8 protein-coding genes are annotated in these 20145 nt (G+C 65.5%); 6 read left to right on the top strand and 2 right to left on the bottom strand.

Annotation, left to right across the window (positions count from 1 at the left end):
- Positions 1 to 193: 193 nt before the first annotated feature.
- Both WDX12_RS32760 and WDX12_RS32765 read right to left on the bottom strand, forming a co-directional pair.
- Entirely contained in the window at positions 194 to 6247 is a 6054-nt protein-coding gene (locus WDX12_RS32760; RefSeq protein ID WP_434723407.1) for a translocation/assembly module TamB domain-containing protein, read from the bottom strand.
- Positions 6248 to 6249: 2 nt separating this feature from the next.
- The gene (locus WDX12_RS32765) at positions 6250 to 8178 is read right to left on the bottom strand and encodes an autotransporter assembly complex protein TamA (protein WP_434723408.1); all 1929 of its coding nucleotides are present in this window, start codon (positions 8176 to 8178) and stop codon (positions 6250 to 6252) included.
- A 277-nt stretch (positions 8179 to 8455) separates the two neighbouring features.
- Here WDX12_RS32765 and WDX12_RS32770 point away from each other — a divergent pair, with 277 nt between their 5' ends.
- The 6 genes from WDX12_RS32770 to cysW all read left to right on the top strand — a co-directional run bounded on the left by WDX12_RS32770 (position 8456) and on the right by cysW (position 20120).
- Complete coding sequence (locus WDX12_RS32770; protein WP_434723409.1) at positions 8456 to 13936, top strand: alpha-2-macroglobulin family protein; 5481 nt, start codon at positions 8456 to 8458, stop codon at positions 13934 to 13936.
- 121 nt (positions 13937 to 14057) lie between these two features.
- Positions 14058 to 16148 carry a penicillin-binding protein 1C gene (gene pbpC / locus WDX12_RS32775; RefSeq protein ID WP_434723410.1) on the top strand — a complete coding sequence of 697 codons (2091 nt, stop codon included), beginning with the start codon at positions 14058 to 14060 and terminating at the stop codon, positions 16146 to 16148.
- A gap of 187 nt (positions 16149 to 16335) precedes the next feature.
- The gene (locus WDX12_RS32780; protein ID WP_434723411.1) at positions 16336 to 17094 is read left to right on the top strand and encodes a M15 family metallopeptidase; all 759 of its coding nucleotides are present in this window, start codon (positions 16336 to 16338) and stop codon (positions 17092 to 17094) included.
- 203 nt (positions 17095 to 17297) lie between these two features.
- On the top strand, positions 17298 to 18326 hold the full coding sequence (locus WDX12_RS32785) for a sulfate ABC transporter substrate-binding protein (RefSeq protein ID WP_320297037.1): 1029 nt from the start codon (positions 17298 to 17300) through the stop codon (positions 18324 to 18326).
- A gap of 65 nt (positions 18327 to 18391) precedes the next feature.
- Positions 18392 to 19243 carry a sulfate ABC transporter permease subunit CysT gene (gene cysT / locus WDX12_RS32790; protein ID WP_320297038.1) on the top strand — a complete coding sequence of 284 codons (852 nt, stop codon included), beginning with the start codon at positions 18392 to 18394 and terminating at the stop codon, positions 19241 to 19243.
- Positions 19236 to 20120: a sulfate ABC transporter permease subunit CysW gene (gene cysW, locus WDX12_RS32795; RefSeq protein WP_434723412.1), complete on the top strand. Its 885-nt coding sequence runs from the start codon at positions 19236 to 19238 to the stop codon at positions 20118 to 20120. Before cysT ends, cysW begins: the two co-directional genes overlap by 8 nt.
- Positions 20121 to 20145 lie beyond the last annotated feature (25 nt).

Genomic DNA, 20145 nt, shown 5'->3' on the forward strand with positions numbered 1-20145 from the left:
TGTTTAGGGACTCTGCAACTTTGGAATGAGACCGGTTCGCGCGATAGCGACAGTCTTGACGCAAATTTGCTAGTGCGCCGCACATTTCCCGAAAAATCGATCGGGCGATTAAATCAAGACATTTTAGGCGGATAAGGGCTTCGGCGGCGCGGCGAATGCCTCCCTGGCCCGACAGCGGGGGAACGCCGCGCCCTCAGTATTCGCGTTCGTAGAAGACGCCGCCCTTTGCTTCGCCGGCGTCATTGGCCTCGCCGCGCAGCTTCACGCCGCGGCCGACATTGAGGTCGATCGTGGCCTTGCCGGAACCTGGCTTGTCGCCCTTCTGTATCGTCACATAGGTGCGGTCGTTGAGGTACTTGCCAGCCGAAACCGCGGTGCCGCCCTTCTCGTCCGTCGTCACGTCGAGATCGTCGACGCCGATCGCGCTTTGCAAATTCTCGAGCAGCGAGGTCGAGCCGCCGACGCCGGCCAGCTGCGCGGCGGCGCTCGCAAGCTGCGCGATCTGCAGCGGCGACAGTTTCGACATGGATTGGCCGAAGATGAGCTGCGCCAGGACCTCGTCCTGCGGCAGCGCAGGCACCGAGGAGAAGGTGAATTTCGGATTGGTCGCCTCGCCCGACACGAGGATCGTGACCGTGGCGCTGCTGGTCGTCGTGGTCGCCGTCATGTTGAGATAGGGCACCAGCGACCCCTGGAACCCGATCGTGCCCTCGGTGAAGGTCAGCCGCTTGGAGAGGATGATCAACCGTCCGCGCTGCAGGGTGAAAGTGCCGACCGCCTGCGGCGCCGAGGCGGGTCCCGTCAACTTCAGTGAACCGCCGAGCTCGGCGTCGACGCCCCTGCCCTGGATGAAGATCTGGTTCGGTGCGTTGACCGTCACGTCGAGCGTCAGGCCGCTGCCGCCGTTGCTGCTGCCACTGGACGTCGCCGGACGCAGCGCCTTGTCCTGCGCCCGTACGGACGCCGGCGCATTCTTGTGCTTGACATCCAGCGCCGAAAGCGAGCCCGGCAGCTTGTCCGGAACGGTGATGACCGTCCTCGCCAGGTTGACGGTGCCGGCGATCACCGGCGCGGAGACGAGCGGCCCCTTGATCGTCAGGTCGCCGCCGAGATTGGCGGTTACCACCCGGCCGTCGGTGTAGCGGCCATCGGTGAGCTTGATCGACAGGTCGGCCGGAAAACCTTGCGCCGGCGTGATGCCAACCGTGCCGCTGGCCGACAGCTTGCCGCGTGTCGACAGCGTTCCGGTGAGCCGATTGATCCTGGCGACGCCGCCGCCGATCGAAACGTCGGCTGCGATGTCGTTCACCGCCAGGCCGGAACGCGCATCGACCAGCCGGGCGCCGGACGTGCTGACCGTTCCGCCGATCACCGGCGACGATGCCGGACCGCGCACCTGGACATTGACATTGGCTGTCCCGGTCAGTCCCAGCCCTTGCGCGGCGAGCTTCGAGGCAAGGAAGGAGAACGGCACCTTGCCGTTGAAGTCGAGCACCAGGGCCGGCGTACCCGCCGTCGTCACCGAGCCGCCGCCCTTGAGGCCGAGGCCGGCGCCATCGCTGATGTTGGCGTCGAAGGCGAGCTTGTTGCCGGCAAAAGTTCCCGACGACGACACATTCATGCCACCGAGCCCGGCGCCACGCGTCTGCGAGGTCTGCACGCCGGAAGCATCGATGTTGAAGGCGACCGAGGGGGTCGCCGGCGCGCCGGTGACCTTGACCGTGCCCGAGACCGAGCCGGCCGCGTCGAGGCCCGGCGAAAAACTGTTGGCGAGCGAGATCGGCACCCGGGACAGGTTGGCGTTGATGTCGAGCGCCTGCGCGACCTTGCCTGTCACCGTCGCGGTGCCGCCGCCAAGGTTGAGCACAAGCCGGTCGAGCGTCGTCACGCCGTTGGCGATGGTGACCGTCGAGGCCTGCGCGATCGCGGCCTTGATGCCCTGCACCGTCGCCTGGCCCGACGCGAGCTCGATGGTCGTCGAGCCGTTGGCGACCTTCACCCGGCCGGCCGCTTTGGCCGGGATATTCTTGACGGTGGCGCCGCCCGAGAAGCCGGTCCAGTCGCCGTCGCGCTTGAGATCGACGTCGATACCGGTGATGGCGGTGCCGCCGGACGTCACGCTCTCGGCGCGCACCGTGCCGGCGATGACGGGCGCTGCCATGTAGTTCGCGATCTGCGCGTCGATGGCGACATTCCTGGCCGAGAGATCGCCGCGCTTGATCTGCGAGGTGTTCGCCTTGACCGCGACGTTGGGTCCGTTGGCCGCTTTGGTGAAAGCGATCGTGCCGCGCACATTGCCCTCGGCCTTTTCCAGGGCCAGCGCGGCGAGCGGCCCGATGTCGGGCAGGTCGAGCGACACGGTGCCGACCGGCACGAAGGCATCGTCGAGGGCAAGATCGCCGGAAATCTTGTTCGGACCGAGCGACAGCAAAAGCCCGTTGATCGCGCGGCTGCCATTTGTCGTGGCGAGCACGGCGCTGCCCTGCAGGTTCTGCCCGCCGACATTGCCGGTGAGCTGCACATTGGCTGCCGGATTGGCGGCATCGGCCTTGCCGGTAGCCGTCAGCTTCAGCCCGGTGATCTCGCGCGCCGCCACCGAAAGCCGGTCGCTCTCCACCGTCATCGACAGGTCGGGCGCGGTGACCGGGCCTTGCGCATTGAGCGCAAAGGCAATGGCGCCCTTGGCGTCTTTCGAGAGCCCTGAAACGTCGCTCAACGCGCCTCTGATCCCGGCAGCCAGCTTGCTGTCGGCAAGGCTCGCCTGCCCGTCGGCGCTGAGCGCGCCCGAATTCAGCTTCAGCCCGTCGACATTGACATTGCCTTTGGCATCGCGCTTCAGGGAGGCGCTCAACTGTGCGGTCTCGCCAAGCATGCCGCGCACCGCGGCCGGCAGGGCGGAAGAAGCAACATCGGCCTTCATATTGAGGTCGACCGCACCGTCGCCCAGCGATATCCGGCCGGCGACCTGACTGTTGAGCGCATCGCTTTGGAGCGAGCCGCTGTTGACGGCAACGGAATCGGTTGCCAGTCGGCCATTGACCTTCGCCGTGACCTTGCCAGCGATCAGCGGCGCGATCAACTGATTGTCGAGGCCGATCCTATCCACCGACACCGTGCCGGAGACCGGGCCTGCCCGCCCCTTGAGGTCGAAGGCATCCGAATGAAGCGCGAGCGTCAGACCATCCACCTTGGCCTGGCTGGCGGCTATGGAAGGCAGGATTGCGGACACGTCGAGCCGTGCCTGCGTGCTCTCGCCAGCCATTTTTGCCGACAAGGACTGGACCGCGATCTTGACCGGGCTCTCGGCGCTGCCGATCGTCAACGGCAGGCTGGGCCCGGATGAGGTAAGGTCGAGGGAGAAATCGCTGGCGCCGTTGGGGTTGAGGGTGCCGGCGGCCTTGCCCGAAATCCCTTCGCCCGAAAGCGTGGCATGGTCCAGGGCCACGCCGCCCGCCAGCGTGTAGCTGCCGGCAGCATCCAGATCCAGCGGCCCGAGCCCGGCCTGGCGGGTCTGGCTGGTTTCGGCGCCCGCCACCTTGGCGTTGAACTGAATGTCGGGGTTGGACGACGGACCCGTGACATGTGCCGTGCCTTCCACCGTTCCGGCCCCGTCGAGGCCGGGCACGAAATCATTGGCGAGCGCCACCGGCAAGTTGGCGAGATTGGCCGTCAGGTCCAGGGTCTGACCGGAAGTACCGGAAACCGTCGCCGAACCCCGGCCGAGATTGAGTGCGAGCTTCTCGATTGTCGTCACGCCATTGGCTATGGACAGGCTGGACGGCTCCGCGATCGCCGCCTTGATGCCGCGCACGGTCGCCTCACCGGAAGCGATTTCCACTGTGGTCGTGCCGTTGGCGATCTTCACGCGCCCGGTGGCGGTCGCCGGAATGCCGGACGCCGTGGCGCCGCCGGTAAAGTTGGTCCAGTCGCCGTCGCGCTTCAAATCGATGCCGATGCCGCTGACCACGGTGGAACCAGAGGTCACGCTGTCGGCCTTGATCGTGCCCGAGATCGCCGGCCCCTTGAGATAATTGGCGATCAGCGCGTTGACGGTGATGGTCTTTGCCGCCAGGTCGCCGCGCGCGATCGACGTGCTGGCCGCGCTGATGGTGACGGTCGGCGCCTCGCCGTCCTTGGCGAAGGCGATCGTGCCGTTGATATCGCCGGTCGCAGTCTGATTACCGAGCGCTGCCAACGGCCCGATATCGGGCACGGCGAGCGTCAGCGTGCCGAGCGGCAGGAACTTGTCGTCGATCGCGAGATCGCCCGAAACCTTGTTGTCGCCGAGCGCCAGGCTTAGCCCCTTGATCGAGCGCTTGCGGTCGGCGGTCACCAGCGAGGCCTCGATATCGAGCGCCTGGCCCTCGGCGTTGCCGGTCAGCGAGATGTCGGCCGACGGGTTGGCGATGTCGGCCTTTCCCTTGGTCGAGAGCTTGATGTCCTTCACCGTGCGGCCGGCCGCCGTCAGGCTGGCGCTCTCGGCTGACACGGTGAAATCCGGCGCCCAGCGCGGACCGGTAGCCGTCAGCGCGAAGCTCACCCCGCCGGCAAGCGGCGTGCCGGCGAGCGACGACAGCGACGAGACGTCGCCCAGCGTGCCTTTGAGATCGGCCTGGATGTCCGAGCCTTGCGCGCTGGCGGTGCCGCTGGCGCTGAGCGAGCCGGAGGTGAGCTCCAGCGAATTGGCGGCGAATGCGCCCTGCGGATCGCGGGTCGCCGTCGCCGAAAACTTCACGCGCTCGCCGAGCAGCGAGCTGATCTGCGGCGGCAATGCCTTCGAGACGGCGTCGGCATTCATCTTCAGCGTCATCGACAGATCGGCGAGCGCCACATTTGCCGTCAGCGCGGCATTGAGCGCATCGCTGCGCAAGGTGCCCTTGTCGATGGTCACGGTCTCGCGGCTGATCGTGCCGGAAAGATCCGCGGCGAGCTTGCCGGTCACCAGCGGGGCCAGCGTCGCCACGTCCGTCTTCAGGCCGGCGGCCGCGAGCTTGATGCCAACCGGGCCGCTAAGGGTCTCGATATCGAAGCCGTCGGAATGGATCTCGCCCGTAATATTGTTGAGCTGCGTGCCGCCGACGGCCACCGAGGTGAGCGACGTGCCGATATCGACCATCGGCGCCTTGCCGTCGCCAAAGGCGCGCGCGGTGGCCTTTTCGACCGCGACCAGAATGGGAACGGCGCTGTTGCCGACATCGATGGTGACCGGCTTGTCCTTGGCGGAGAGCTCGACGGCCAGGTCGCTGGCGCCTTTCGGATCGACATTGCCGGTTGCGGCGCCGTGCACCGCTTCGCTCTCTATGGTAGCGCGCTCGATATCGACCCCACCCGACATCGTCGCCGTTCCAGCGAGGTCGAAGCTCGTCTTGCCGGCAAACAGCGCCTTTATCTTCTCCGGCAGGAAGCCCTCGAACTCGCCGTCGCCCTTGGCTTCGAAGCGGTGGCCCTTGTCGGTGAGCTGATGCCGGCCGGTCAGCTGGCTGACGATGCGGCCGTCGACCATGAAGGTGCCGACACCGCTCCAGTTGGCCAAAGGCCCGCTGCCCGAAACCACGATGTTGACGGGCGGCGCATCCGGCAGCTTGAGCAGGTTGGCGATGATGCCGCCCGCCGGTTCCGACGCCTTGAGATCGAGGTCGAGCTTGTTGTCGGCCGGCGCAAAATGGATCTTGGCGTCGACATTGCCCTGTTTGCCGTCATGGCGGGAGACGTTGAGCACGCTCTCGATCGCCAACGGCGAAGGATCGGCCTTGACCGAGCCCTTGGCGGCCAGTTCGGCGATGCCGCTGCCGGCCAGCTCCTGGCCCAGCGCGATCTCCGGCAGGTCGATCTGCTTGACGTCGATCGAAACCGGCAGGCTCGTCGAGCCACCTTGCGAGGGCTGCTGGCTCGGCTGCGGCAACCGCGCCAGCTCGATGCGTTCTGCAGCGAAGCGGTCGGCACTGAAATTCCAGGAGAGCAGCGCCGTCGGCGACCAGTCGAGCGCCACCTTGCGCGCCACCATCCAGGGGCCGGCGCGGTCTTCCAGCACCACATGGTCGAGCCTGAGCGCACCCGACCAGATGCCTTCGATGCCGCTGACCGTCACCTTGCGGTCCTCGCTCGAGGCCATCTTCGAAATCAGGCCGGCGAGGTTCTGGCGGCCACCTTCGGTTCCGGTAAGCACGACAAGCGCCCCGATTGCCACCACCAGCAAGATGAGCAGCGCGTAGAGGCAGATGCGGAGGATGCGCCAGAAAATCTTCATCGTCAGAACGCCTGACCGATGCCGGCATAGATGCCGAAATGCGGATCACCCGGATCGCGGTTGAGCGGCACGGCGGCATCGATGCGCAGCGGCCCGAACGGCGTGATGTAGCGCAGGCCGACGCCGGCGCCAACCTTCACATTCGAGAAATCGGGGAAGGATTTGGTCGAGACCGTGCCGGCATCGACGAACGGGACGATGCCGATCGTGTCGGTGACGCCGATGCGCATCTCGACCGAGGTCTCGAAGAAGGAGAGACCGCCGATCGGCTGGCCGTTGACGTCCTTCGGGCCGATGCCCTGGTAGGAATAGCCGCGCACCGAGCCGCCGCCGCCGGAATAGAAGCGCCGGTCGGCGGGCACGTTCTGCAGCCCGGTGCCGACGATCGAGCCCAGCGTTGCGCGTTCGGCGAGCACGAACCGGCTTGCCGTATCGAGCGACTGGTAGGTGTAGCCCTCACCTTTCAGCTTCAGGAAGGCCGCGCCGTTCAATATGTCGTAGCTGGGCTCGGCATAGGCGAGGAAGCGGAACCCCCTGGTCGGGTTCAGCTTGTTGTCGCGGCTGTCATAGACATATTGCAGCGGCACGCTGGCGATCAGATAGGTGTGTTTGCCGAAGGCGTCGGTGATCTTCGAATAGTCGAGGTCGAATTCGGCCGAGACGCGCTGCTTCTTGTCGAGGTCGTAGGAAACGCCGACGTCGCCCTTGACCGTGAAATGGTCATAGGCATCGGGGTGTTCGAACACCGTCTTGACACCGGTGAAGAATTTCGACGTCGGCCCGAGCACGCCCGGCTTCTCGAACATGACGCCGGCATTGTAATTGAGCGCGGAAATGCTGTTGCTGCCGATGCCGCTGATGGAGCCGTCGATACGCAGCTTCTCGGCTTGTCCGAACAGGTTGCGGTGTCCCCAATAGCCTTCGAGCCCGAGGCCTTCCGTGTTCGAGAACGTGCCGCCGACGCCGAAATAGCGCGGCTTGCGCTCGCTGACCTGGACATCGATCGGGATGTTGCCGTTGGCGTCGAGGCTGTCGCCTTCCTTGATCGTCACGCTGTTGAAGACTTCGAGCCCGAGCAGCCGATCGCGGGCATCGTCGATCTCCTGCGGAGAGTATTGTTTGCCGCGCTGCAGGCCGGTCATGTATTCGGTGAAGTCGCGATCGACCTTTTCCGTGCCCTCGACCGTCGTGTCGCCATAGCCGGCGACCGGACCGGCCGCGACCGTCAGCGTCACGTCCAGCGTCGAGCTGGCATGCTCGGCGACGATCTCGCGGTCAGTGACCTTGGCAAGCGGCCTGCCCTCGTCCTTCAACGCCCGCACGATCAGCGCTTCGGCCTTGAGCACCGCGCCGGAGCCGGCATCGCCGCCGGCGATCAGGCCGAAATCGGCTGCCGCCAATCCCGCCGCATCGCCCTTCAGCCGGATGTTGCCAAGCGTGAATTTCGCTCCGGGGGCGACTGTGATGACCACCGGAATGGGCTGCGGCCCCTTGAACTCGGCATCCGGCGGCAATTCGTCGATCGACTTGCCGTCGATCGTGATGGTGACCACGCCCTCGTAGCGGGCATCGGCGTAAAGGGCGGCGACCAGTTGTTCGCGGTCGCCGCGCGCCTTGGCCATCAGGCCGAGCGACCCGGACACCGGATGGTCCTCGTCGTTTTTCAGCGCCGAGGCGTTCTCGAGCCTCTTGACCAGATCCTTGTCGGCGTCAGGCGCGTTGATCGTCACCGAATAGCGCAGCGGATCGACGATGTCGGTATCCTCGTCCTTCGACGAGCCCCAGAGCTTGATGCCGAAAATCTCGAAAGCCGCCGCCTGCCGCACTTCTCCGGCCAGCACAGTCGAGCAGACGAGCGCGAAAAGCAGGGCGCGCGGAAGCCCGCGCCCTGGCGCGAACCCTCCTGACATCTGCGTTTCATGCGCCGGCATTAAGACAACCTAGTCGACAAAACTAAAATTGGAATGAAGTTCCGTAACGTTCGTAAAGGGGCCACAATCCAATTGTCTGAAATAGACCGGGCTTGGAATTCACACCTTTTGCATTTCCGCAAGAAAGTGTGATCCGTCTCACAGAGGTTCTGTCGAAATACCGGCCTTTGGCCGGCATGGAAACCGTTCGCGGGTGAATAACCTGCGGCGATCCGGCGTTGACAAGCCTGCACGAAGCTTGATCATGCCCGGACGCTGGCGATGTCTGGAGGGTGGTATGGCAATGCGCGCGGCTCGTGGTCTTTCTTTCCTGCTTCTCATCTTTTTCGCCCTGGGCGGAGCGGCTTTTGCGGCCGAAGCCCGGCGAATCGTGACGACCGACAATTCCGACTATTTCGGTTTCGACCTGCGGTCGGAACAGAATGTCAGCCTCGACCAGTGCAAGACAACCTGTCTCGGCGATTCCGCATGCCGCGCCTTCACCTACAACACCAAGGCGAAGTGGTGCTTTCTCAAATCCGACTATAACCAGTTGAAATCCTTCACCGGCGCCGTCGCCGGCAAAGTCGCCAATGTCGATGGCGATCCCGATATCGGCGCCCCGCCGGCGCTGGCCTTCTTCCCGAACTGGATGGCCGACCAGGCCCAGCAGTTCCGCAATAAGCTGACCGACCCGGCCTATGACAAGCCGACCGAAGGCCTTTCCGCCCTGCAGGCCGCCGCCGAGCAGGCAGCACTTACCGGCGACCATCGCCTTGCCATGCAGAAATACCAGTCCGCGATCTCGGTCCTGCCCGATGACGGCGCGCTGTGGCTGGCGCTGGCGCGCGAGATAATCGCCGTGGAACCAGCGTCCAACACCACCGAACCCTCGACTTTCCCGATGAACGCCACCTCGGCGGCCTTCAATGCCTACAAGCTGGTGCGCACGGCAAAGACCCGCGCCGAGGCGCTGGCCCTGCTTGGCGCCGGCCTCGACAAACGCGACCTCTACCGGCCCTCGCTGCAAGCCTATGAGGCGAGCCTTGCGCTGGTAAGCTCGCCGGCCGTCCAGGCCGACTATGCCGACCTCAAGGCGCGCAAGGGTTTCCGTGTCGTCGAGCACACCGTCGATGCCGATTCCTCCTCGCCGCGCATCTGCGCCCAGTTCTCCGAGGAACTGGTCAAGACCGGGGTCGACTATTCGCAGTTCGTGACCGTCGACAACGCCGCGCCCAAGGCCGTCGAAGCCAAGGACAAGCAGATCTGCGTCGAAGGCCTGGAACACGGCCAGCATTACGACGTGACCTTCCGCGCCGGCCTGCCGGCAGCGATCGGCGAGACCATCGCCGCGCCCGTCGTGTTGTCGATCTACGTCCAGGACCGCGCCCCGTCGGCCCGCTTCACCGGCGACAGCTTCGTGCTTCCGGCCGGTGCCCGCCGCGGCATCCCGGTCGTCACCGTCAACATGAACGCCGCCAAGATGACGCTCTATCGCATCGGCGATCGTTCGCTGGCGCAGCTTCTGTCCGGCTATCAGTTCCTGCATCAGCTCGACGGCTACGACATTTCCACCATTTCGGACCAGATGGGCTCGCCCGTCTGGTCCGGCACGCTCGAAATCGCCAATGATCTCAACAAGGAAGTGACCACGTCGTTCCCGGTGGATGAGGCTATCCCGCAGCGCAAACCCGGCGTCTACGTGCTGACCGCGCAGCCGGTCGACGACAAGAGCGACGACTATGGTTCACGCGCCACGCAGTGGTTCGTGGTCTCCGATATCGGCCTTTCCACCTATACCGGTCAGGACGGCCTCAACGTCTTTGCCCGTTCGCTGGGTTCGGCCAAGCCGATTTCCGGCGCCGAACTGACGCTGCTTGCCAAGAACAACGAGATCCTTGGCACGGCGACCACCGACGCCGAGGGCCACGCCGTCTTCAATCCGGGCCTCACGCGCGGCGAAAACGGCATGGTGCCGGCCGTGCTGATGGCCAAGCAGGGCGACAACGACTTCGTCTTCCTCGACATGGGCAAGGCTGGCTTCGACCTGTCGGATCGCGGCGTCGAGGGGCGCGCCTCGCCGGGTGCGCTCGACGTCTATGCCTGGACGGAGCGCGGCATCTACCGCGCCGGCGAGGATGTGCATGTCGCAGCCCTCGCCCGCGACGGCGCGGCAAAAGCGGTCGAGAACCTGCCGCTGACCTTCATCTTCACGCGTCCCGACGGCGTCGAGAGCCGCCGCGTCATCAGCAATGGCGAGTCCGCCGGCGGCCATGCCGTCGACCTGCCGCTCGAGGCCAACGCCATGCGCGGCACCTGGACGGTGTCGATCTACACCGATCCCAAGCAGGCGGCCGTCGCCAGCCAGATGTTCCTGGTCGAGGATTTCGTGCCGGATCGCATCGAATTCGACCTGACCGCCGACAAGAAGGAGGTCGCCCAGGGCGAGACGGCCAACGCCACCGTCGACGGCCGCTTCCTCTATGGCGCGCCGGCCGCGGGCCTCGCGCTTGAAGGCGAGACGACGCTGTCGACCACCAGTACCTGGGACAGCTTCAAGGATTTCACCTTCGGCTTGGCCGACGAGCAGTCGAGCGAGCCGACCGTGACGCCTCTGGCCAATCTTCCCGTCGTCGGCGACGACGGGAAGGCGACCTTCCCGATCACGATCGACCAGTTGCCGTCGACCACCAAGCTGGTCAACGCCAAGGTCACCGTGCGCATGCGCGAGGCCGGCGGCCGCGCCGTCGAGCGCTCGCTCGACATCGGCGTTCGCCCGCAGCGCGACGTCATCGGCATTCGCCCCGATTTCGCCGATGACGAGGTGCCGCAGGGCGGCACGGCCAAGTTCAGCATCATCGCCGTCGACCCGAGCGGCAAGCGCGAGGACCTCAAAGGCGCGCAATGGTCGCTGGTCAAGGTCGAGCGCAATTATCAGTGGTACAGAAACAACAACTCCTGGAACTACGAGGCGGTGAACCTCACCAAGGCCGTCGCCAACGGCGCCGTCGATCTGAAGGCCGACGGCGAGGCGACCGTGTCGTTGCCCGTCGACTGGGGCCGCTACCGGCTCGAGGTCGAGACAGCCGATCCTGACGGCCCGGCGACCAGCTATGAGTTCGACGCCGGCTGGTATGTCGCCTCGACCACCACCGAAACGCCCGACGGCCTGGAGATCGCTCTCGACAAGGACACGTACGCGGCTGGCGAAGTCGCCAAGCTGAAGGTCTCGCCGCATTTTGCCGGCGAACTTCTGGTCACCATCGGCGCCGAAAAGCTGCTGAAGACCGTCACCGCTTCGGTGCCGGCCGGCGGCAACACCGTCGACATCCCCGTCGGCGACGACTGGGGCGCCGGCGCCTATGTCACGGCGACCTTGTTCCGGCCCGGCGACGCGCAAGAATCGCGTATGCCGGCCCGCGCCATCGGCATCCAATGGCTGTCGGTCGATCCAGGCTCGAAGAAGCTTGCGGTCACGCTGACGCCGCCGCAAAAAACCGCGCCGCGCCAGCAATTGTCGATCCCGATCGCCGTCAACGGCGCGCAGGCCGGCAGCAACGCCTATGTGATGGTGGCCGCCGTCGACGTCGGCATCCTCAATCTCACCAATTACAAGGCGCCCGATCCGGAGGACTGGTTCTTCGGCCAGCGCATGCTGGGACTGGAGATCCGAGACCTCTACGGACGCCTGATCGACGGCTCGCTCGGCACCATGGGCAAGATACGCACCGGCGGCGACGGCGCTAACATGCAGGCGCAGGGCAGCCCGCCGACCGAAAAGCTGGTCGCCTTCTTCTCCGGCCCCGTCGAGCTCGATGCCAATGGCAAGGCGCGCGTCGATTTCGACATCCCGCAGTTCAACGGCACCGTGCGCGTGATGGCCGTCGCCTGGACCAAGGAAGCCGTCGGCCACGCCCAGACCGACGTCATCGTGCGCGATCCGGTGGTGATCACCGCCGGCCTGCCGCGCTTCCTGGCGCCGGGCGATGCGGCGACCATGCGCCTCGACATCGCCGATACCGATGGCCCGGCCGGCGACTATGCTTTGTCGGTGACTACGACCAGCGACCTGACGACCGGCGACAAGCCGCTGCCCGAGAAGCTGACGCTCGCCCAGGGCAAGCGACAGTCGCTCACCTTCCCGCTGGTCGCCAAGACCGCGGGCGACGCCTCGCTCACCATCAAGCTCGCCCATGCCGACGGCACCGAGGTCGAGCAGACGCTCTATCTGCCGGTGCGCCCGGCGCAGCTTCCGGTCACCAACCGCATGGTTGTCGACCTGAAGCCGCATGGCGGCTCGTTGCGCGTCGACAAGGAGCTGCTCGCGGCAAGCATGCTCGACGGCGCTTCGGTCAGCGTCGGCGTTTCGCAGTCGTCCGCGCTCGACGTGCCGTCGCTTCTGATGTCGCTCGACCGTTACCCCTATGGCTGCGCCGAGCAGACCACCAGCCGCGCCATGCCGCTCCTCTATGTCAATGACATGGCCAAGAGCATCGGCATGGAAAGCGATCCGGACCTGCACGGCCGCATCCAGGACGCCATCTACAAGGTGCTCTCCTATCAGTCGTCGAGCGGCAGCTTCGGCCTCTGGGGGCCTGGCTCGGGCGATCTGTGGCTCGACGCCTATGTCAGCGAATTCCTGACCCGGGCGCGCGAGCAGAAATATGATGTGCCGGCGCTCGCCATGAACCAGGCGCTGAACAACCTGCAGAACTCGCTGGGCTACGATCAGGACGTCCAGGACAAGGGCAGCGAGATCGCCTATGCGCTCTATGTGCTCGCCCGCAACAAGAAGGCCTCGATCGGCGATCTACGCTACTACGCCGATACCCAGCTCGAAGCCTTCTCCAGCCCGATGGCCGTCGCCCAGCTGGCGGCAAGCCTGGCGCTCTACGGCGACACGCAGCGTTCGGAAGCCACCTTCCAGACGGCGCTGCGGCTGGCGCAGTCGGAGACCGACTACGACTGGTACCGCTCGGACTACGGCTCGCGGCTGCGTGACGGCGCGGCGATGCTGGCGCTGGCGGCGGAATCGAAGCCGGTGCCGAGCATCATGCCGCAGCTGATCAAGCTGGTGGGCGTGGCCCGCGCCGACGCCCGCTGGACGAGCACGCAGGACGAATCCTGGATGCTGCTCGCCGCGCGGGCACTGAAGGAAGGCAACGATTCCATCACGCTTTCCGTCAACGGCGCGCCGCATTCGGGCGGCTACTCCGACCATGTCGCCGGCAGCGACCTCGTCGACAGCCCGCTCACCATCGCCAACACCGGCGCGACGCCGCTACAGGCCGTGGTCACCGCGGTCGCCGCGCCGGTCGACCCGCTGCCGGCCGGCGGCGACGGCTTCACCATCGATCGCACCTACTACAAGCTCGACGGCACCGAGGCCAATGTCACCGAGGCCAAGCAGAACGAGCGCTATGTGGTCGTGCTCAAGGTCTATGAGCAGAACAAGTGGCCGTCGCGGCTCCTGATCACCGATCTGTTGCCGGCCGGCTTCGAGATCGACAATCCGAGCCTGGTTTCCAGCGCGCAATTGTCGAACTTCTCCTGGCTGGCGCAGACCGACGCCGCGCATCTGGAGTTCCGCGACGACCGCTTCGTCGCCGCCTTCAACCCGAACGAAGGCGACGGCGACCGCAACATCACGCTGGCCTATGTCGTGCGCGCCGTAACGCCGGGCACCTACGCTCATCCGGCGGCGACGGTGGAAGACATGTACCGGCCGCAATATTCGGCCCGCACGGCCACGGGCGTGATGGAGGTGAAGGCGCAATAGCGATGAACAGGTCGTCGGTGTCTTCCCTTCTCCCCGCTCACCGGAAGAAGGTGCCGGTCCACCCTCCGCAGCTGCAGCGCAGCTGCTGCGGAGGACGGGCAGGCGGATGAGGGGCAGCACCATGCTCTCCAGAAAAATTCTCAAACGCACGGCCATCGCAGGCGCTTGCCTCGCCGGCTTCGCCGCGCTTTCGATCGCTGCGCTGTGGGAACTCGACCGCGCCTTCCCGCCGCCGCTGCCGGCAAAGCTGACGGTCTCGACCGAGGTCCAGGACCGCGACGGCCAGTTGCTGCGCGCCTTCGCCACGCCGGACGGTTACTGGCGGCTCGAAACCCGCCTCGACCAGGTCGACAGGCAATTCGTCGACATGCTGGTGACCTACGAAGACAAGCGCTTCTGGGATCACCGCGGTGTCGACGTCCTGGCGCTTTGCCGCGCCGCCGGCCAGCTCGTCACCAGCGGCCATATCGTGTCGGGCGGCTCGACCTTGTCGATGCAGCTTGCTCGGCTGATCGAGCCGCGCGACAGCCGCAGCCTCGGCTCCAAGCTCAAGCAGATGCTGCGCGCCATCCAGATCGAGCGGCGGCTCTCCAAGCAGGAGATCCTCGAACGCTATCTGACGCTGGCGCCCTATGGCGGCAATCTCGAAGGTGTGCGCGCCGCATCGCTCGCCTATTTCGGCAAGGAGCCGAAGCGGCTCACCGTGTCGGAAGCCGCCCTGCTCGTAGCGCTGCCGCAACTGCCGGAAAAGCGCCGGCCCGACCGCAACCTCGACATTGCGCATGCCGCGCGCGACCGGGTGCTGACCCGCATGGTCTCGGCCGGCCTGCTCGGCGAACACGAAGCTTCGCGCGCTGCCCTCGACGATGTTTCCGGCCTGCGCCGCAAACTGCCGGCGCTGGCCGCGCATGCCTCCTATGCCATGCTGCCCAGGGCCGTGCCCGGCAAGCCGCTGCAACTCACCATCCGCAAAACCGTGCAGCAAGGGCTGGAACAGGTGGCAAGGGATGCCGCCAGGAAGCTCGGGCCAAAACTCTCCGTCGCCATGGTCATGGCCGACGCGCGCACCGGCGACATCCTCGGCGAAGTCGGCTCCGCCAATTTCTTCGACGCCAGCCGCTCCGGCTGGATCGACATGACCAGGGTGGTGCGCTCACCCGGCTCGACGCTGAAGCCTTTCATCTACGGACTTGCCTTCGAGCAGGGACTGGTGGCGCAGGAGATGATCATCGAGGACAGCCCTGCCGATTTCGGCGGCTACCGCCCGAAGAATTTCGACATGGGCTACCAGGGCGACGTCTCGATCCGCCAGGCGCTGCAATTGTCGCTCAACGTGCCGGCGATCCGCGTGCTCGACGCCGTGGGTCCGGCGCGGCTGACGGCGCGCTTCCGCCAGGCCGGCGTCAACCCGATCCTGCCGGTCAACGAGGCGCCGGGCCTGGCGATCGGGCTCGGCGGCGTCGGCGTGACCTTGCGCGACCTGGTGCAGCTCTATACGGGGCTCGCCAATGGCGGAAAGATGCACACGCTGCATGACGGCACCGAGCCGGCCGATGCCGAGCGCACCACCGCCACCATCCTCGACGACCAGGCGGCCTGGCAGATCAACGACATCCTGTCCGGCGTGAAGCCGCCGGAAGGCGCCATGCAGCGCGGCATCGCCTACAAGACCGGCACCTCCTACGGCTATCGCGATGCCTGGTCCGTCGGCTTCGACGGCCGCTATGTGCTGGGTGTGTGGGTCGGCCGCGCCGATGCCAGCCCCATCCCCGGCCTGTCGGGCTATGTCTCGGCCGCACCCATCCTGTTCGAAGGCTTTGTCCGTTCCGGCCTTGCCAGCGTGCCGCTGCCCAGCCGGCCACCGGGCGTCTTCAACCCCAAGCGCGAGGAACTACCGGTGACGCTCGCGCGCTTCGGCGCCGGCGCCGACGGGCTGGTGCAGGCCACCGCCACCGAGCCGGCGCCGACCATCATCTTCCCGCCCAACGGCGCGCGCGTCGACCTCGGCACGAATTCCGCCGATGCCACGCCGCTGGTGCTGAAGCTGCAGGGCGGCCGCGCGCCGTTCCGCTGGCTCGCCAACGGCAAGCCGCTCGCCGGCATCGACCGCCGCCGCACCGCAACCTGGCAACCGGACGGCACCGGCTATTCGACGCTGACGGTGATCGACGCGGCCGGACGCGCGGCGAGCGTGAAGGTGTTCGTTGAGTAGAAGACGGCAAGCGATTCAGAGGATTGCGCTTATCCGTCTTCCGTTGGGGGCGAAGCCCCCCTCTCTGGCCTGCCGGCCATCTCCCCCTCAACGGGGGAGATCAGCAGTTCCGGCGCCTCGCTCCTCCTGCAACGTTGGTGATTGGCGAAACCAGTCGCGACAGCCGATCTCCCCCCTTGAGGGGGAGATGCCCGGCAGGGCAGAGAGGGGGGCCTCGCGCCGACTTTCACGGGTAGCGGCTGCGATCTTCGCAACGCTAGCGCTCCTGCCTGCCACCTCCTCTCACGCCGCGGTCACCCCCCTTCCCGCCGGCTTCGTCAGGCTTGCCGATGTCGATCCGACCATCCGCCAGGACATCCGCTACGCCGGCGTCGAAAACTTCCTGCACCGCAAGGCAGATGGCTACGACGCCCCGGTCTGTATTCTGACCGCGCAGGCGGCGAAGGCGCTGGCCGACGCCCAGAAGGCAATGGCCGCCAGGGGCCTGACGCTGGTCGTCTTCGACTGTTATCGTCCGGCCCGCGCCGTCGCCGACATGGGCAGATGGACAAGAGAAGGCGGCCCGCCGGATCCGCAATGGTATCCGACCGTCCAGCGAGGCGATCTCATCGCCAGGGGCTATGTCGGAGAGTTGTCCAGCCATTCGCGCGGCTCGACGGTCGACCTCGCCATCGCCGAAGCCGGGAAGCAAAGCCCGGTTCATCCGGCCTGCGGCGCGCCGGACGGCGGCACGCTCAATTTCGGCACCGGTTTCGACTGCTTCGACCCGATGAGCGAGACGGCGTACCGCCCTCTTGCCACCGAAGCGGCAGCGAACCGCAGGATGCTGCTTGCCGCCATGCGTGCCGCGGGCTTCCGCAACTATGCGCGCGAATGGTGGCACTTCACCCTGGCCAAAGAACCTTTTCCAAAACAACGCTTCGATTTTCCCGTCACCGCCAATTAAGGCGCTTAGGCTTGCCCTGACCCTTCCCGCTTCTAATTAGGCCGGCTGGCGAGGACTCATCGGCTCGCCAGTTTGAGGAAGATATTTCTTCGATCGGCGGACATCCGGCGAAAAATTGCTTCGAGGAGGTGAAAAAGGCAACATTCAATGCATCTAATTTCTATAAACTCGGTAGAGTTCGCAGCAGTTCAACGGAGGCGGGAATGACCAAACCTCATTTCAGGAAACTGCTCGGCGCGCTGGTCGCCACATCTGTCCAGTTCGGCACCCTTGGTTTCGCATTTGCCGACACCACCATCCTGAACGTGTCCTACGATCCGACACGTGAGCTTTACAAAGCCTATGACGAGGCCTTCGCCGCGCACTGGAAGGCCGAGACCGGCGAGACGGTCACCATCCAGCAGTCGCATGGCGGATCCGGCGCCCAGGCCCGCGCGGTGATCGATGGCCTCGACGCCGATGTCGTGACGCTGGCGCTCGAAGGCGACATCAACGCCATTGTCTCCAAGTCGAAGAAGATCAATCCCGACTGGCGCAAGAAATTCGAAAACAATTCAGCCCCTTACACCTCGACCATCATCTTCCTGGTGCGCAAGGGCAATCCCAAGGGTATCCACGATTGGGGCGATCTGGTGAAGGACGGCGTCCAGGTGATCACGCCGAACCCGAAGACCTCGGGCGGCGCGCGCTGGAACTATCTGGCGGCCTGGGCCTACGCCAATGCGCATGACGGCAATGACGAGGCCAAGACGAAGGAATTCGTCGGCAAGCTCTATGCCAATGCCCCGGTGCTCGACAGCGGCGCCCGCGGCTCGACCGTCACCTTCGCCCAGAAGGGCCTGGGCGACGTGCTCATCGCTTGGGAGAACGACGCCTATCTGGCCCTCGACGAATTCGGCGCCGACAATTTCGACATCGTCTACCCGCCGACCTCGATCCTGGCCGAGCCGCCGGTCGCCATCGTCGACGCCAATGTCGACGCCAAGGGCACGCGCAAGGTGGCCGAAGCCTATCTTTCCTATCTCTATTCGAAGGAGGGCCAGACCATCATCGCCAAGAACCACTATCGCCCGGCCAAGCCCGAACTGGTTCCGGCCGAGGACCTCGCCAAGCTGCCTGAGATCAAGCTGGTCACCATCGACGACCCGCAATTCGGCGGCTGGAAGAAAGCGCAGCCTTACCATTTCGGTGACGGTGGTATATTCGACCAGATCTACAAGCCGGCCCAGTGAGAGGCCGAGCCTCAAAGACTGGCGACTGCAATCTGGTTGAGTAAGAAGGGACGATCCAGAACAGCATGACCACAGCACCCGCTCACGCGGGGTGGCGATTCAGGCAGCCGAGTGTCATTCCGGGTTTCGGGCTGACGCTCGGCTTCTCGCTTGCCTACCTCACGCTCATCATCCTCATCCCGCTCTCCGGGCTGATCTGGCGCTCGGCCGCGCTCGGCTGGACCGATTTCTGGGCTTTGGCCACCGACCGGCGCACCCTCACGGCGCTCAAGATCAGCTTCGGCACGGCTTTCATCGCCGCGGCAGTCAATGTCGTTTTCGGGACGCTCGTCGCCTGGGTGCTGGTCCGCTACCGTTTCCCCGGCCGGCGTATCGTCGATGCCATGGTCGATCTGCCCTTCGCGCTGCCCACCGCGGTCGCCGGCATCGCGCTCACCACGCTCTATGCACCGACCGGCTGGCTCGGCAAATTGCTGATGCCGCTCGGCCTCAAGGTCGCCTACACCCCGCTCGGCATCGTCGTGGCGCTGGTGTTCATCGGCCTGCCCTTCGTCGTGCGCACCGTCCAGCCGATCATGGAAGAGATCGACAAGGAGGTCGAGGAAGCAGCGGCGACGCTTGGCGCCAGCCGCTTCCAGATCATCAGCCGTGTGCTTCTGCCCGGTCTTGCACCAGCCATCATCACCGGCTTCTCGCTCGCCTTCGCGCGTGGCGTTGGAGAATACGGCTCGGTCATCTTCATCGCCGGCAACCTGCCCTACAAATCCGAGATCGCGCCGCTTCTGATCGTCATCCGGCTGGAGGAATACAACTACCCGGCCGCAACCGCGATCGCCGCGATCATGCTGGCGCTGTCCTTTGCAATGCTCCTGGTGATCAACCTCGTGCAGACATGGAGCCGCAAGCGCTATGGCTGATCCCGAGATCAAATCCTACGAGCCGCACCACGAGAGCCGCTCGGCCGCGGTCACGGAAAGCCGCCCCGTCCGCATCACGCTGACGATCGTCACACTCGTCTTTCTCGGCATCTTCCTGCTTTTGCCGCTGATCATCGTGTTCAAGGAGGCTTTCGCCAAGGGCGTCGGCGCCTATTTCCAATCGCTCAGCGATGCCGACACGCGCTCCGCCATCCGGCTGACCTTGCTGGTGGCGGCGATCTCGGTTCCGCTCAATCTCGTCTTCGGCCTTTCGGCCGCCTGGGCCATCGCCAAGTTCGAGTTCAAGGGCAAGGCCTTCCTGACCACGCTGATCGACCTGCCCTTCTCGGTCTCGCCGGTCATCTCGGGCCTGGTCTATGTGCTTCTGTTCGGCGCGCAAGGGCTGCTCGGTGCCTGGTTGAAGGCGCATGGCATCCAGATCCTGTTCGCCGTGCCCGGCATCGTTCTGGCAACCATTTTCGTCACCTTCCCCTTCGTCGCGCGCGAGCTCATCCCGTTGATGCAGGAACAGGGCAATGGCGACGAAGAGGCAGCACTTTCGCTCGGTGCCAGCGGCTGGCAGGCTTTCTGGTATGTGACGCTGCCCAACGTCAAATGGGGGCTGCTCTACGGCGTGCTGCTCTGCAACGCACGCGCCATGGGCGAGTTCGGCGCGGTCTCGGTCGTGTCAGGCCACATACGCGGCCTCACCAACACCATGCCGTTGCATGTCGAGATCCTCTACAACGAGTACAACGCCGTCGGCGCTTTTGCCGTCGCTTCGCTGCTCGCCGGCCTGGCGTTGGTGACGCTGGTCTTGAAAACGCTTCTCGAGATGCGCTACGGCGCCGAGATCGCCGCGACGCGCGGACACTGAAGAAATAGCTGTCGCCCGAAATGCC

The organism is Mesorhizobium sp. RIZ17, assembly GCF_051127865.1.
GTDB lineage: Bacteria > Pseudomonadota > Alphaproteobacteria > Rhizobiales > Rhizobiaceae > Mesorhizobium > Mesorhizobium humile.